The 14,245-nt window shown below is 68.1% G+C and carries 9 protein-coding genes and 3 pseudogenes; 3 read left to right on the top strand and 9 right to left on the bottom strand.

Features of this window, described 5'->3' with window-relative positions:
* Positions 1 to 5 precede the first annotated feature (5 nt).
* On the bottom strand, positions 6 to 641 hold the full coding sequence (locus OG306_RS00095; protein ID WP_371665014.1) for an IS3 family transposase: 636 nt from the start codon (positions 639 to 641) through the stop codon (positions 6 to 8).
* A 6-nt stretch (positions 642 to 647) separates the two neighbouring features.
* Between OG306_RS00095 and OG306_RS00100 the strand changes: the two genes are divergently transcribed.
* Positions 648 to 815, top strand: coding sequence for a helicase associated domain-containing protein (locus OG306_RS00100; RefSeq protein WP_266908874.1), 168 nt, complete (start codon positions 648 to 650; stop codon positions 813 to 815).
* A 181-nt stretch (positions 816 to 996) separates the two neighbouring features.
* Here the strand turns inward: OG306_RS00100 and OG306_RS00105 are convergent, their stop codons facing one another.
* Both OG306_RS00105 and OG306_RS00110 read right to left on the bottom strand, forming a co-directional pair.
* Entirely contained in the window at positions 997 to 1,659 is a 663-nt protein-coding gene (locus OG306_RS00105; RefSeq protein ID WP_371665015.1) for a hypothetical protein, read from the bottom strand.
* Positions 1,660 to 1,839: 180 nt separating this feature from the next.
* A complete protein-coding gene (locus OG306_RS00110; protein ID WP_371665016.1) occupies positions 1,840 to 3,396 on the bottom strand; it encodes a 2OG-Fe(II) oxygenase in 1,557 nt (518 codons plus the stop codon).
* 766 nt (positions 3,397 to 4,162) lie between these two features.
* Here OG306_RS00110 and OG306_RS00115 point away from each other — a divergent pair.
* Together OG306_RS00115 and OG306_RS00120 are read left to right on the top strand one after the other, a co-directional pair.
* Positions 4,163 to 5,676: pseudogene (locus OG306_RS00115) on the top strand (Mu transposase C-terminal domain-containing protein).
* Positions 5,676 to 6,452 (top strand): AAA family ATPase, encoded by a 777-nt coding sequence (locus OG306_RS00120; RefSeq protein ID WP_266908880.1) that lies wholly within the window; start codon positions 5,676 to 5,678, stop codon positions 6,450 to 6,452. The pseudogene OG306_RS00115 and the gene OG306_RS00120 overlap by 1 nt, the downstream one beginning before the upstream one ends.
* A gap of 1,460 nt (positions 6,453 to 7,912) precedes the next feature.
* Here the strand turns inward: OG306_RS00120 and OG306_RS00125 are convergent.
* The 6 genes and pseudogenes from OG306_RS00125 to OG306_RS00150 form a co-directional block, all read right to left on the bottom strand.
* Positions 7,913 to 8,176: a hypothetical protein gene (locus tag OG306_RS00125; protein ID WP_371665017.1), complete on the bottom strand. Its 264-nt coding sequence runs from the start codon at positions 8,174 to 8,176 to the stop codon at positions 7,913 to 7,915.
* 86 nt (positions 8,177 to 8,262) lie between these two features.
* A pseudogene (tpg, locus tag OG306_RS00130) lies at positions 8,263 to 8,550 on the bottom strand (telomere-protecting terminal protein Tpg); the annotation flags it as partial.
* Positions 8,481 to 8,819, bottom strand: a pseudogene (locus OG306_RS00135) (hypothetical protein); the annotation flags it as partial. The pseudogenes OG306_RS00135 and tpg, both read right to left, overlap by 70 nt.
* A 299-nt stretch (positions 8,820 to 9,118) precedes the next feature.
* Positions 9,119 to 10,774 carry an NAD(P)/FAD-dependent oxidoreductase gene (locus OG306_RS00140; RefSeq protein ID WP_266908886.1) on the bottom strand — a complete coding sequence of 552 codons (1,656 nt, stop codon included), beginning with the start codon at positions 10,772 to 10,774 and terminating at the stop codon, positions 9,119 to 9,121.
* 42 nt (positions 10,775 to 10,816) lie between these two features.
* Positions 10,817 to 12,508, bottom strand: coding sequence for an NAD(P)/FAD-dependent oxidoreductase (locus tag OG306_RS00145; RefSeq protein WP_266908888.1), 1,692 nt, complete (start codon positions 12,506 to 12,508; stop codon positions 10,817 to 10,819).
* Between the two features lie 54 nt (positions 12,509 to 12,562).
* Positions 12,563 to 14,245, bottom strand: a complete 1,683-nt coding sequence (locus tag OG306_RS00150) for an NAD(P)/FAD-dependent oxidoreductase (RefSeq protein ID WP_432762222.1) — start codon at positions 14,243 to 14,245, stop codon at positions 12,563 to 12,565.

Here is a 14,245-nt window from a genome sequence, read left to right on the forward strand (position 1 = left end):
GTGTATTAACAGCCGTGGTCGGCGTGATGAATGAGCTTGCCGGGCTCGACTTCCCGGCTGGCGAGGGCGTACTCCAGCGAGGAGAGGACCAGGTCGGCGTCCGCTCGGGCGGAGGTCTCCCAGGCCACCACGCGGCGGGAGAAGGCGTCCCGGATCGCGGAGAGCCACAGGGGCCCCTCATCGGTGGTGATCATGGTGAGGTCGGTGACCCACAGCCGGTTCGGTGCGGGTGCGGTGAAGTTCCTGTCCACGAGGTCGGGGGCGAGAGTGGCGGCCGGGTCGCGACGGGTGAAGCCTTTGCCGCGTGGGCGGGGGCTGATTCCGTGGAGGCCGGCCTCGCGCATCAGGCGCTCGATCCGTTTGCGGCCGGTCGCGGTGCCCTCGCGTTTGAGTACGGCGTGCACGCGCGGGGAGCCGTAGATGCCCCCGGAGTCGGTGTGGATCTCCCGGATCCGCTCGGTGAGTTCCGCGTCCCGGCGGTGCCGTTCGCACGGCTCGTGCCCGGTGCGGCGCCACCGGTAGTAGGTGGAGGCGGGGATGTGCAGTTCCCGGAGTACGGGCTCGGCCCCGAAGCGGTCCTGGTGCTCGTCGATGAGTTTCAGAACCGTCGCGCCCGCCAGTACTACGAACGAGAGGGGCACCTTCGGGTGCCCAGGGGACACGTCGAACGGATCGTCACCGGCGACGGCCGCGAGAACCAGGAGGAACGAGACCTCAAGCTGGGATCGTGGATCAGCAACCAGCGCAGCAGGGCCGCCACGCTGCCGCCGGAGCGGGTGCAGCAACTGTCCGAGATCGAAATGCGCTGGCCGTAAGCGGCGCCGGACGGGCAGCGGGGCAGGGCAGGGCCAGGGAGGCTCAAACCGACCCGCCGCGTCCAGCCGAAGGCCATCACCCTCGTACCCAAACTGGTTTAGCCATTCAAGCAACGGCATTGCCCGCGCCCTTCGCTCTTCTCGTCATCGCTGTCGGGGAGAGGTACGGATGTGTCACCTCTCAGCCGCACGCCCGGGGCCATTTGTCCCGCAGCCACGCCAGGTCGGTCTCGGCGCGGGTACGGGTCGCCTGTTCACGGGTGAAGACGGCGTCCGTCTTGGTCAGGACCAGAACGTAGGGGCGTCCCTGGCGCCGGGTGGTGTGGGAGACGGGCAGGCCGGCCTGGTCGATGCGGCTGTGGAGGTGGCGGCGTCCGTCCTTCGCGAGCGGCCACTCCATGACGTGGCGGGTACGGGAGGTGAGGAAGGCGTCCAAGTCGGGGCAGAGTCCGCAGCCAGTCCGGCATGTCCCGGCCGGGGTGAGGGACCAGTCGTCGGCCGCGCGTACGGGGCGGGTGAGGGCCGCGGCGAGCCGGTCCTCGCAGTGGTCGGCGAGGGTCTGGAAGGCGCGGGCGGCGGGTGCGCCGTCGCGTATGGTCGTCGGCTGGCGGGCCGCGGTGCGCAGGGCGGGGAGCAGGCATTCCAGGGCGGTGTCCGGCAGGCCGCGCAGCGTGGCGGCGATGGTGTCGGCGGTCTCGGGCCCTGCCGCCTGCAGGACGCGGGCCAGTGATGCGCCGAGCCCCTCCATGCCTGTGCGGCGCTCCGTCTCGCGGCCTACGCCGAGCCAGCTGGTGAGCTGCTGCTCGACTGCTTGCCAGGCACCCTCGGCCAGCGGCGAGGCCATCGCGTCCCCATCGCCGTCGACGGCCCGCAGCGCGGTGCACAGGCCGGGCAGCGATTCGAGCCACGCCGCGCGGCCGGCCCCGGTGTACGCGCCAACCGTGCCGAACCAGCTGCTGACGGCCCCGCGGGCCCACGTCCGTCCGTACCGCGCGGCCGCTGCCGCGAGACCCGGGGCGTGCCGCTAACCCAAGGCCTCCACTCCAAAAGGCGCGAGGAGCATCGTGGCAGTGTCCGCTTCCCGCAGTCCCACCGCGACGGGCAGGGCGGCGGCGAAGAGCGCCGCGGCCGCCTCGCCCGAACCGTGGTGCTTCCAGAACGGGGCGAGCGACTGGGCGAGCGTGCGCGCCCGGTCGAGGTCCCCGGCATCCAGGTGGCCCTGAAGTTCCCGCAGTGCGCCCTCGGAGCCGGCCTCGGCGCGGGCCGTGAACGAGCGCTGCCGGGGCCACAGGACCACGGCGGCCCGCCGGTACCAGCGGTCGAGGGTGTTGCCGTAGTTGCCCATGTAGCCCTCGTACTCGGACTGGTAGGGCGTCAGGTCCTTGTTCTCGGTGGTGGCGCACACCTCGGCGTACGCGACGGGCAGGTTGATCTGCTCGCCGCCGGTGCCGTCCGGGCGGGTCCACCAGCTTAGCGTGATCTCGTCGTCGATCAGCTCGTTCAGTTCGTAGCTGGAGAAGTCGCCGCTGCGGCTGCGCTCGGCACCGGGTTCCCCGTCGGGGTCCAGGAGACATTCACCCTCGCACTCCTCGTCCTCGCAGTCGCCGTAGTGCTCGACCTCGCCGTAGTAGTCGTAGCGGTCGTACGGCGCATGCGCGTCCCAGGTCTCCTTCACCTCGGCCAACGCGAGGACCGCTTCGCAGTCCGTCTCTGCGGCGGCCTGGCGGAGCAGGGCGGTGCGGGTGGCGTCGGCTCCCTTGAGGCGGTCCCAGTCCAGGCCGCGCTGGGTGTACTCATGGTCGAGGAGGTACACGAGGCGGTTCGGGGGCGCGGCCTTCTGGCGGCCGTAGGCGTAGCGCTCTTCGGCCGGCTCGGTGAAGTGTTCGGTCAGGCAGTGGGCCAGATCGGCGACCGAGTCCCCGTCGTCCTCGCCAGCCGGGCGGATGCGTTCGGCGAGGAGGTTCATGGTGAGGGTGACGCGGTAGCCGGACTTGACGGGCTTGACCTCGTGCAGGCAGTCCGCGTAGAAGGCGGCGAAGGTCAGCTTCTCCCGGGACGCCTGATGGACGACGCTGCGGCCGGCGTGCGAGACGACGAGTTCGCCGCCGGTGTGGTGCGAGGGCAGCGAGACGACCAGGGTGCCCACCATGGAGTCGTCCTTCTCGGAGTCCTGGTGCGGCAGGAAGAACTGGCCCTTGCCGTAGACGAGCAGTGCGTGCGGCTCGGCACGTAGGACGACGGTGGGCGGCAGACCGAGCGCGGTGCGGACACCGTCGAGGACGCCGTCCAGGGTGCGGTCCCAGTCGGTGCCGCCGAGCGTGATGCGGTCCGGGGTGATCTCCCAGGTGTCGCGGACGCTGGTGTCGGACAGGGTCTGCTCGCCGCGGCCGAAGGATGCCTGCCGGGCCTGCGCGATCAGTTTCTTGGTGACCGGGGCACGCAGCGGCAGCGGCAGTTCCCCCACCCCGTCGACCTCGATGCTCAGCGCGCGGGCCGACATCTCGATACGGGTGCTGAAGTCCCCGCGCCGCTGTGCGTCGCCGAGCAGCTCCGCCAGCTGCTTCCGCGCTCCGTGTCCCATACTGTTTCGTCCCCAGGGGTGCAGCGTGCCGTATGGCCTGTCCCGGAAACCCTAACGCCGCGGGCAGTCCTTGTTCCCGGGCTGTTGGTCATGCGGCGAGGGCGAGTATGTCGCGGTAGCGGATGGTGTGAACCGTAGGTGATCGCGTTGCTGGTGGTAGCGCCAGTAGGCGTCGAAGTCGCTGTCCACGGAGAGTGGGACGTCCGGGTGAGCGGAGAGTTGATCTCCTTGTGTGCGGACAGCTCATCTCCTTGTCCGGTATGACTTTTCATCCCTCGGACGGCGGTCAGTTGGACGGGGTGAGAGGCTGGACGCCCTGACCGCGGCCACCACAGACATCAACAGCCTCACCACCCGACGCCACCGCACCCGCCGCTCCCCCGCACGTACCCACACATGACCACGTGCCCATAGACGTGCCTGCACCCGGCCGAACCGTCCGAGCAGCACGCCCCGTACCTGGGTCAGTGACACCGGATACGCACCCCGGCCACAAGACGCGGGCGTCGGCGTCCGTGCAGAGCACCAGATCAACCATGCTGGGCGCCACGTGGAGGCACATCTGTACCGGATGACCATGGCTGCTGTCAGTCTTATGCCGATTCACGTCAGTAGGGTGCCGAAGGGCTGCGATACCTGGGGCCTGGAGGGCAGTTCATGCCGTCCGGTTCTCGTGGGAAGGGCCATGATGCAGGGAAGGCGTGATGGTGATCGCGAAAGCGGTCCGGTGGCCGTGTTCCCGCCAGCGTCGGGCCGGGCGGCGGCAATGCCCCGACTGCTGGACCTCGACAGCCGCGGTGAGCTGAGCGCCGCGCATGTGCGCCTGGTGGCAAAGGCGTTGGGGAAGTCGGAGCGGACAGTGTGGCGGTGGCTGGCCGCTGCCCGCGAGGATCACCGCCTCGCACGGGTGGAGGCGCCCCATTTCACGGTCACCACGGAAGTCCGGCGGCTGCTGGCGCTGTGGGGCGGTAACGCCTCCCGAGTCCACGCCGAGCTGGTACAGCGGGCGGCCGACGATCCGAACGCTCCCGCGGTGCCCTCGCTCTCCACGTTGCACCGGGCGATCCGCCGGGACCTGACCCGCGGCGAGCGGGCCGGGCTGAAGAGCGGGGAAGCCGCCCGCCGTGCTCACGACGTGTTCGGGCAGCGCCCGCCGACGCACCGCAATGCGGTGTGGGAGGGCGACCACAAGCACGTGCCTGTCGAAGTCGATGTAGAAGGCGAGCTGGCCACACCGTGGGTGACCTGGTTCATCGACTGCGTCACCAAGGCGATCACCGGGGCCGCGGTCACCGCGCACGCTCCGAGCCGGGACGCGGTGCTGGCGTCCCTGCGGATCGCGATCACCCGCAGCGAGCCGTTCGGTCCGGTGGGCGGGCTGCCGGGTCAGATCCGGGTCGATCGCGGCAAGGAGTTCCTGTGTGCGACGGTCACCGCGGCGATGGGTGCGCTCGCCGTTCCCGTGACCGATCTGCCTGCCTATACCCCGCACTTGAAGGGCTCGATCGAGGCGTTGAACGACGCGGTGGAGGAGATGTTCCTCGTCTCCCTCCCCCGCTACACCGGCCGTCAGAAACTCACCGGTGGCCGGCTCGCCGACCCCGACGCCCCGCCTCTGACGTATGAGGCGTTCGTGGGGCTGCTGCTGGACTGGGTGACCTGGTGGAACACCCGCCACCACCCGTCCGCGTTGAACGGCAAGACGCCAGTCGAGGCGTGGCAGGCCGACGCGACACCGCTCACGGATGTGTCCCCAGGGCAGCTGGCGACGTTCGCCCTGGAGGACGACGGCCGTACGTACACGATCAGCACCAGCGGGGTGCGGTGGCGCCGCCGGGACTACCTCGCCCCTGGATGAACGGCCGTACCGGCACCAAGGTCTCGGTACGGCACCTGCCCCATCACGACGACACCATCGAAGTCTTCGACGCCACGACCGGCCGCCACCTCGGATCGGCGTTCCTGGCCGCTGCGGCGAGCCGGGAGCAGATCCGCTCCGTCCAGGCAGCACGGACCGCGGCCGCCCGGCGGCTCAAGGCCGATCTGAAGGCCGCGGAGAAACTGCGCCGCCAGCGCTTCGAAGCCTCCACCACCGCCGCCCCGCCCAGGCCTCTCACCTCCCCGACCTCCGCGCAGGCCGAAGAGGAACTGGGCGCAGCAGCGCAGACGGACCGCCGCGCGCTGGCCCGCCCCGGTCTCGTTCCGCACGGCCCCGCGCCCGATACCTGGGCCCGCCCGAAGCCCCCGCGCACACCTACTCCTGATGAGGACCAAGGCTGATGATCGCTGATCTGGACTACGGGCTGCTGCCCGACGAGAGCGAAGACCACTTCCTGGGCCTGGAGCAGGGGCAGTTGGTCGGCACCGACACGCTGCTGACCACGCGGGACAACATCGAGGCCGTCATCGAGGCGAAAGCCATGATGTGCGTCTACGGGCCGGCCGGATCCGGCAAGACGATGTCGGTGAACTCAGCACTGCGGCATCTCGCCCCGGACATCACCCATCGCCTGGAGCTGCGGGCCGGACCGACTCCCCGGGACATCCGCCACGGTCTCTTCCAGGCGCTGGGGCTGCCGGGTGAGCCGCCGGCCCGCCCGATCGAGTTCGACACCCTCCTCAAGGAGGCGCTCGCCGAGGAGTTCCGGGTCCTGGTCTGTGACGAGGCGCAGTGGATGAAGAAGACCGGGTTCGAGTTCTGGCGCCATCTGTGGGACGACAAACGCACCAACATCGCGGTGATCTTCGCCGGGGGCGACGGCTGCTACAAGGTCCTGCGCCGTGAGCCGATGCTGGCCTCCCGGATCTTCATCTGGCAGGAGTTCACCCGGATGTCCAAGGACGAAGTGAGGGAGACGATCCCCGCCTTCCACCCCGTCTGGGCGAACGTGGACACCGTGTTGATCGACGCGATCGACAAGCAGGCCGCCCACGGCAGCTTCCGCAACTGGGCCAACATCACCACCCACATCCTCGCCGGCATGAAGAAACTGAACCTCATAGAGGTCGACGAAGACCTCGTGCGCTGGGTCTACAGCAAAATCGGCGGCATGTAGTGACCATCGGCGGCCCACCACCGGTCACCGTCATCCACGACAAGGACGACCACCCCGCATGGACGGCCGCCGCGCATACCGCACACGAACCCGTCCTGGGTCGTCTGACCGTCGACCCCAGCCCCGCCAACGGAGCACCCGCCGCCCTCGCCCACGACCTCCTCTACGCCCTGGGCAAACGACTCCCCCAAGACGGAGAAACGTACGGGACATGGGCCGACTCCCAGCGCCCCGCCTGGGACGCCGTCGCCACCTGGATACTCACCCACCGCACCGGGCACCTCATCGTCTGCCGCACCGACCGCCTCACCACCACCCGATTCAGACAACTGCTGACCCTGCGGGAACGGTGCGGTATCCGCCTCACCCTCCTCTGGCACCGACCGGCCGGCCTGGCCCTGAGAACGCTCCTCGAAGAAACCCCGCACCACATCATCGAGACCCTCCCCCAGGCCCGTATCGCTCTTGACCGGACAGACCCCTCACTGACCGGCACGCGAAACATCGGACAGCAGCGGCACATCGAACCAACCCCTCGCCAGGACGACGGGCAGTGGATCAGCCCTCAGACGCCGCCCGCCGGCATGGTCATAGACCGTCCCGCACGCGCCCGGTGCCAAAGCGCACCCGAGCTCGCCTCCACAACGAGCGGCGCACCGTCCGCGCGAGGGCGTGACCACACACCAGCAGACGTTCTCGCCGCACGGCTGACCACGGTGGCACACCCCCTGCACGCCACAGCGCTGACCATCCACGCGGTCACCGGGGCAGACATCGTGGCCTCCCCCAAGGTGAAGGTCAACCAGGGGTCCTGTTCGGCTCGGTCATATGGTCTCCCACTCGCTCGGGGGCTGAGTGATCAGTCGAGGACGCCGATCTGTCGATGGGCCTCGATGTCTCATCTGGCCGTGGACGCGGGTTGTGTCTCTCGGAGGGTTCAGGAGGGCCTCGATCTGTCTTGCTGTGGCCTCGGTGGTCGTGCTGAGCCATGTGCGGCTGGTGCCTCGGAGGGGCGCCTGCACCGGGAAGCAGCGGTGGAATTCGGCGATGGCCTGTGTGACGACGTGGAGGTCGTCGCTGTGCCTACACATGACCGAGACAGAGCCGTACACGCCTACAGAAAAGCGGGACTGCCTACACCTCACAGAGACAGGACACCCGTCCCCAACTCTCAGCACCCACCCCCTGCCAGCACAGCCCTGACCAGCAACAACACACCCATGCTGTACCGACCGGCAACAAACCGACCCGCATCATCACCAAAAACGTCAGCACGAAATCGGCAACTGTGTCACCACCCGAACTACTCACCGCGACCATCTGAACAGCACAAACACCGCAGCTACCGCACTGACATCACAATGCCGAACCACCACCGCCAAAAAATCGCAGATCATCAGGCAGTTTCCGCAGGGGAAGAAGCATGAGCGTCAGGCATTCGGGGTCGTGGTAGTGCTCGATCAGCAGCTGCTCGGCCGGTCCACGTCGCCGCCCGCGGTCTCCAGGACGGCACGCACCGCCGTGAGGGAAAGCCGGTCGTGGAAGATCCAGTGCTTGTCGCCGAGCAGCTGGTAGAAGGCATCGACGGTGTCCGCCAACTCACGCATCTGCGTCTCGATCGACGCTGCTTGTTCCCGGCCGGCCTTCCCGAGCAGACGCAGCAACTTCAGCTGCCGGTCCAGTTCGAGGAATGAGGGAAGATCGCGAGCTGATTCGTAGGACATGCGGCCGATCGGGGTGTGCACCATGACCGCGTTTGGGAAAGCGCTGGTCAGCCGGTCGGCGGCCTTCTGCCCGCGGTGGGAGGAGCCGTTTCCACGGTGATCCCGCCGGTCTCGGCGGCCTGCTTTCGGCGGCGCTTGCGGACCTGGGACTGCCGACGCGAGCGTACGGCGGCGTTGATCTTGTCGGCGATGGCCTTGGGCGGGTGCTTGCGGTCGCCTTTGAGGTAGCGCTCCACCGACCGCTGGCTGACCCCGAGTTCCTGGGCGACGGCCCGCGTGCTCTTGAGTTGCTTTATCAGGTAGCCTATCTGGCCCTTGAGGGTCTTGGACGGTTCCTTCGTGAACGTCTCCTGGCCGGCGCTGCCGGCGTCCACGGCTCTACTCGCCTTCGTCGAACTTGGCGTCGTGGCCGTCGCCCTTGATGGACGCCTTCGACCTTGGCCAGGCCCGGCGTGGGACCGAGGCGGAAGGCGCCCGGGATCGGCTTGCCGGAGGCGCTGTAGGGCAGGAAGTTAAGCGGGGAGGGGCCGGGGCTCGGGTAGACGACGCAGTCGGACAGCACCGCGAGCGGGAACAGGCCGGTGAACTCCGCCATCTTGAACATCTTGCGATGCATGTTCACCCGCGCCTTACTGATGACAACTGACGGGCCTCGCCCCGTTCCTCTTCGCCAGCCGGGAGGTCAAGTGTCAGGGGCAGCACCGTCGAGATCGTCTCCATGACCGTCTGGCGGGCCACGCCGTGCCGAGACGGCCAGGAACCTCGGCAGCCTGTCGCCCACCCGGTGAGATCGCGGCGGATCGCCTCGAACAGCTGGTTCACCGTCTCCGCCGAGCCTGGCCTGTATTCGCCTGCGGATCACCATCGGCAGAGCCGGGCGCAACATGTCCCAGAGGTTTCAACCCTCTGGGACATGCTGCTGGGGGATGATGCGCCCGGGCGTCAGTGCATAGCCGACGGCGGAACGTTGGTCAGGTTCTCCTTCGTCAGCATCGTCCGGAACTCCGCCGGGGCGACCGTCTTCGTCCAGGCCAGCGCCTTGAGCCGCTTGGTGAGGGTGAAGTGGTAGTAACGGTCGTCGGGGTCGGCGAAGCCGTAAAGAGGCGGCGTGAACGGCGCATCTTCCAGAGCCTGCCAAATCCGGCTGGCGGCGGCGCTCGTGGCGAGTCGGCCCGCGCGGATTTCCTCGGTCCACGCGAAGGTCTGCTCCAGCAGCTCTGGCAGGCCGCGGGGCAGTGCGAACCAGAATGCACCCTCGCTCAGCCGATGCGTCGGTCGCCAGTCGCCGTTGCTGAGAGCGTGGTTGCGGGTGCTCTTCAGCGACAGGGCCGCCAGCATCGACCACAGCAGCCACACCCGGCTGAACGCGTTCCACAGTCGGAAGTCTCGCGCGGCAATCTGGGCGGCAGCGATGATCCGGTCGTTGAAGGCGATCAGTTCCGCCTGGAAGGCGGCCACCGGAGCGAACCGCTGCGGGGACCAGTCGTCCGTCCGGGCCGCCTGGAGCAGTACGGGTGCAAGGGCATAGACCAACTCGGCCGCCATCGTGACGTCCCGGGAGAGGAACATGTCGTTGCGGCTGGCCGAGCGCTCGAACAGGAAGTGCCGACCGCCCACCGTCGGGGAGACGGTGCGCTGCCACACGTCGTCGGTGCTCCACGGTGTCGTGGCGACCGCGCCGGAGAATGTCTCCCGAAGCTGCGGGAACCGATCGATCAGTGACCGGAACCCGGCCTCGGGGTCCTTCGGGAGGTCGCCGAAGACATCGGGGTCGACACTCACGGCGACCGAGGCCCGCTGAGTGCCGGCCTCGGGGTGGTTATCGAAGTGGGCGACCTGGATCCAGCCGCCGTTGAACAAGTGGCTGATCGTGCCCGCCGACCAGGGCGACGCCTTGGGGTAGTTCTCCAGCGGCACCGCGTCCTCGAACTGTCGCAGCCCGCTGAAGTGCGCGGTCATCACACGGGAACGGGCACGCATGTCCGCCACCGGATCCGGTCCACCGAGCCTGGCGATGATCGGCGACTCCATACCGATCGCGTCCACCAGATAGCGGGCCTGATAGCGGACTCCGTCCGCGGTCGTGACGCTCACACCCGTGTTGCCGGGAAGCGGCGCGATGTCGGTCATCCTGCTGCGGTGCCGCGGCACGCGGGCGCCGTATTTGCGCGCCACCTCGTGTGCGTACGCGTCCACGTCCGGGCGGAACATGTGCCACTCGGAGTGCTCACCGGGCACGTTGAACTGAACCGTGTGAGCGGGGTTCTGCAGCTGCCCGGGCTGGTGGTGCAGGAAGCTCAGGCTGCGTTTGACACCACTGGTGCGCCTCACCGAGTCGGGCAGGTCGCAGGTGAGCCCGAACGACGCGATCTCTGGGACGTCGAACCGCCTGGCCAGGGTGAAGAAGACCTCGGCGGTGTACGGGACGGTGGTTTCCCCGGCCGGGGTCACGGCGTCTACCTCGGCGTCCACCAGCAGGACTCGCAGTCCGTGCCGGGCCAGGACGGCCGCCAGCAGGTTCGACGCCAGATGGGCTCCGACGAGTGCGATGTCGTACTTCTCTTCAGGGTCGGCGAACTCCTGCCGGCCGATATTCATGTGTTCTCCTCCACTAGGTCGCCGATGACGGACTGAGCGAGATCAGAACAGCTTCTTCCCCCGAAGCCTCGCCTTCGCCACCGCACGCGCGTTCGCGGTGAGCATGCGGGCCACCTGGGGATCCCCCTCCTTCACGGCCCAACGGACGAGGTTGAACATCTTCTTCGGCGTCGGAACGATGAAGCGGACCTCGCGCTCGGCCAGTCCGAAGCCCTTGGGGAAGTAGTCGGCCTGTTGGATCTCCTCGTACAGCACGTCGGCAGCTTCGGCCGCGGATGTGGTGCCCGCTTCGAATGCGTCGGTCTGCTTGACCATCAGGTTGTGCAGTTCGGCGAAGCCGTCGTTGTCGGGCCAGTACAGGCCGACGTGCGGGACGTCCTCCAGGTTGACGAAGTGTTCGTCACGGCCGTCCTCGCGGAACCTGGTGAGCGACTCCTGCATCCGGTAGGTGCCGGCGTTCGCCCCCCAGCCCCAGATCCGGAAGATCGCGCTCCATAGGCCGTAGTCGGCCCAGGAAATGAACGCCGCGTTGACGAGTTCGTCGTTCACGTCGAGCATCGACTGTTGGAGCCGGTCGACATGGGCGAACTGCTCTGCGGAGAAGTCGTCGTCCTTGAACGCTCGCAACAGCCGGTAGGCGAGGATGTTGATCGCCTCGCAGGTGTTGGACAGGCCCCGCGAGAACAGCGGGTCGATGAACCCCGCCGCGTGCGAGAGCAGCGTCCAGCGATCACCCACGGTGGCGCTGGAGGAGTACTGCAGGCGGTCGGTGGAAACCCACTCGCGCACCGGGATGGCACTCTCGAACTGCCGGGCGATGTCCGGGAAGGGGGCGCAGAGCCGGGCGAAGTCCTCCTCGGGGCTCATCCCGGGCACTTTGGGGTAGACGCGCGGGTCGACCGTCATGCCGATGCTGCACAACGGGTTCGTCGACCACTTGTTGTTGTCGAAGCCGATCACCCAGGCCCAACCCCGCTCGAACATGTGGTGGACCGTGCCCTCGTACCAGGGCAGTGGCGGCCGCAGCTCGGGGTGGATGTGGTCGAACAGTTGGTCGGTGGGCGTGACGTTCAGCGCGTGGTTCCACAGCGACCGTGAGTGGTGCTTGAAGCGCACCGGGTCCTCGCGCAGCCCGAACTTCTCGGCCACCGGCGAGCGGAAGCCGGAGGCGTCCACGATGTGGCGCGCACGGTACTCGCCGCGTCGGCCGCTGAGCGTCACGCCCGAGCCGTCGAAGTCGATGTCGTCGACGAGGAAGTTCTGCCGCACCTTCGCGCCGTACTTGGCGGCCACATGGAACAGATACGCGTCGACGTCCTGCCTGAAGTAGTGCGCGGCCTCGTGCAGGACCTGCGGCGGGGTGCCGAACTCGTTGACCTCACGAGGATTCTGCGGGGCGCCCTCGCGGTGCAGCAGGAACCCGAAGTGACGCTTGACGCCGAACCGTGCGCCCAGGGTCTTGGTCGTCTCGGTGAACGACGCCAGCGCGGATATCTCCGGAACGTCGTAGCGCTCGGCCAGGGTCCGCAGCGTCAGCAGCGTGTACGGGATGGTCGACTCGCCGATGGCGAACCGGGGGTGCTGTCCACCGTCGAGCAGCAGGACCTTGGCGCCCTGCCGCGCCAGGATCGCCGCGAGGAGCGAGCCGGCCAGGCCGGAGCCGAGAATCGCCACGTCATAGGTGACGGTCTCCGCAGCGCCGCCGTCCACACCCTCGCCTGTTGTTGTGATCACGTCAGCTCTCCTCGTTCTTCGTTCCGTCGTGGTCGGTCGTGGTAGGCAGCGGGATCACCGGCGGCCGGGCCGGGACACCATGTTCCGAAGACGTTCCTTGACGAGCCCGCTCATGGCGCCGTGCATCAGCTCGCCGACCTCCTTGGGAGCCTCGGTGCCCGCCCAGCGGGCGGCCTGGGCCATCTTGGGCGGCGTGATGAAGACGTAGCGCTCTTTCGGGTCACCGATCCGGAACGCCGCGGGTACGTAGTCGGCCTCCTGGAGCACGCCGAACAATCGGTCCGCCGCGTCCTTCGGGGCCAGCGCCCCCTCGTCCACCTGGAGGCACAGCTCCAGCGCCGTGAAGCGCATCTGGTTGTACGTCTCGCTGATCGGGAACGGTGATCCCGGATACCGGGTCTGCTCCAGGTCGCGGAAAATTTCGTCCCGGCCGTGCGTGGCGAACGCGAAGTACGCGTTCTCGAGCGAGAGCGCCGCCAGAACGGTGCTCAGCGCCCAGGTGCGGAAGACCGCGTTCCACAAGTCGTAGTCACGGAAGGCGACGAACGAGGTATAGACGAGGTCGTCGTGCACGTCGAACAGGCCCTGCTGAAGTTCTTCGACGTACTGGAACCGTTCCATCGCCCAGTCGCCGTCCCGGGCGGCGTCGATGAGCCGCCAGGCGAGGGCGTTGACCACCTCGAACGAGTTGGTCAGGCCACGGGAGTAGAGCGGGTCGATGAAGCCGGCTGCGTGCGAGGTGAGGCAGAACCGGTCGCCGATGACCTGCTTGGATGAGTACTGCAGTCGCCCTGTCGCCACCCACGGACGGGCGGCCCGGGCCCCCTCGAACTGCGTGGCCACATCCGGGAAACGCTGGAGGAAGGCGTCGAACTCCTCCTGCGGTGAGGCGTCGCCGGCCGGGTGGACCCGCGGGTCCAGCGTTAGGCCGACGCTGCACAGGGGGTTGAGGGAGTCCTTGTTGTTGTCGAACGGGATCACCCACAGCCACCCGCCGTCGAAGACGTGGTGCAGCGTGCCGTCGTGCCACCGACTGGGCTGGCGGTGCAGGCCTCCCGACATCGTCTCGTCGTACGGCTTGACCCCGACCATGTGTGTGAAGACCGACCTCGAGTGCGTCCGCGCGCGGGTGGGCTCCTCGCGCAGACTGAGCCGGTTGGCCAACGGCGAGCGGAATCCGGAAGCGTCCACGATGTATTCGGCGTGGAACTCCTCGCCGGACTCGGCGCTCAGGACCACACCGGTGCCACCGTCGATGTCGATGTCATTGATCCGCACCCCGGTCCGGGCGTCCGCGCCGTACTGAAGCGCGACGTTGAACATGGACGCGTCCACGTCCTGACGGAACAGGTGCGTCTCGGTCTGCAGCGCCACCGGCAGGACCAGCTGGTTGGCCTCGGACGGGTTCTGGGCGTGTCCGGGGCGGTGGTAGACGAAGCCGAAGTTCTTCTTCCAGCCGCAGTTGCGGGAGATGTTGTCGCGGATGTCCTTGTACGTGGCGAGGGACGCGATCTCCGGCACGTCGTACCGCGCGGAGATGAGCCGTACCAGCGCCGAGGTGTACGGGATCGTGGACTCACCGACCGCGAACCGCGGATGCGTGCCGGCGTCCAGCAGCAGTGCCTTCACCCCGTTGCGGGCGAGTACCGCCGCGAGCATGGACCCGGCGATGCCGGCGCCCAGGATCGCCACGTCGTACCGCTCCCGTGGAATGGGCGTTTTCATGGGCATGCTCAT

It is taken from the genome of Streptomyces sp. NBC_01241 (assembly GCF_041435435.1).
In the GTDB taxonomy this organism is placed as follows: domain Bacteria; phylum Actinomycetota; class Actinomycetes; order Streptomycetales; family Streptomycetaceae; genus Streptomyces.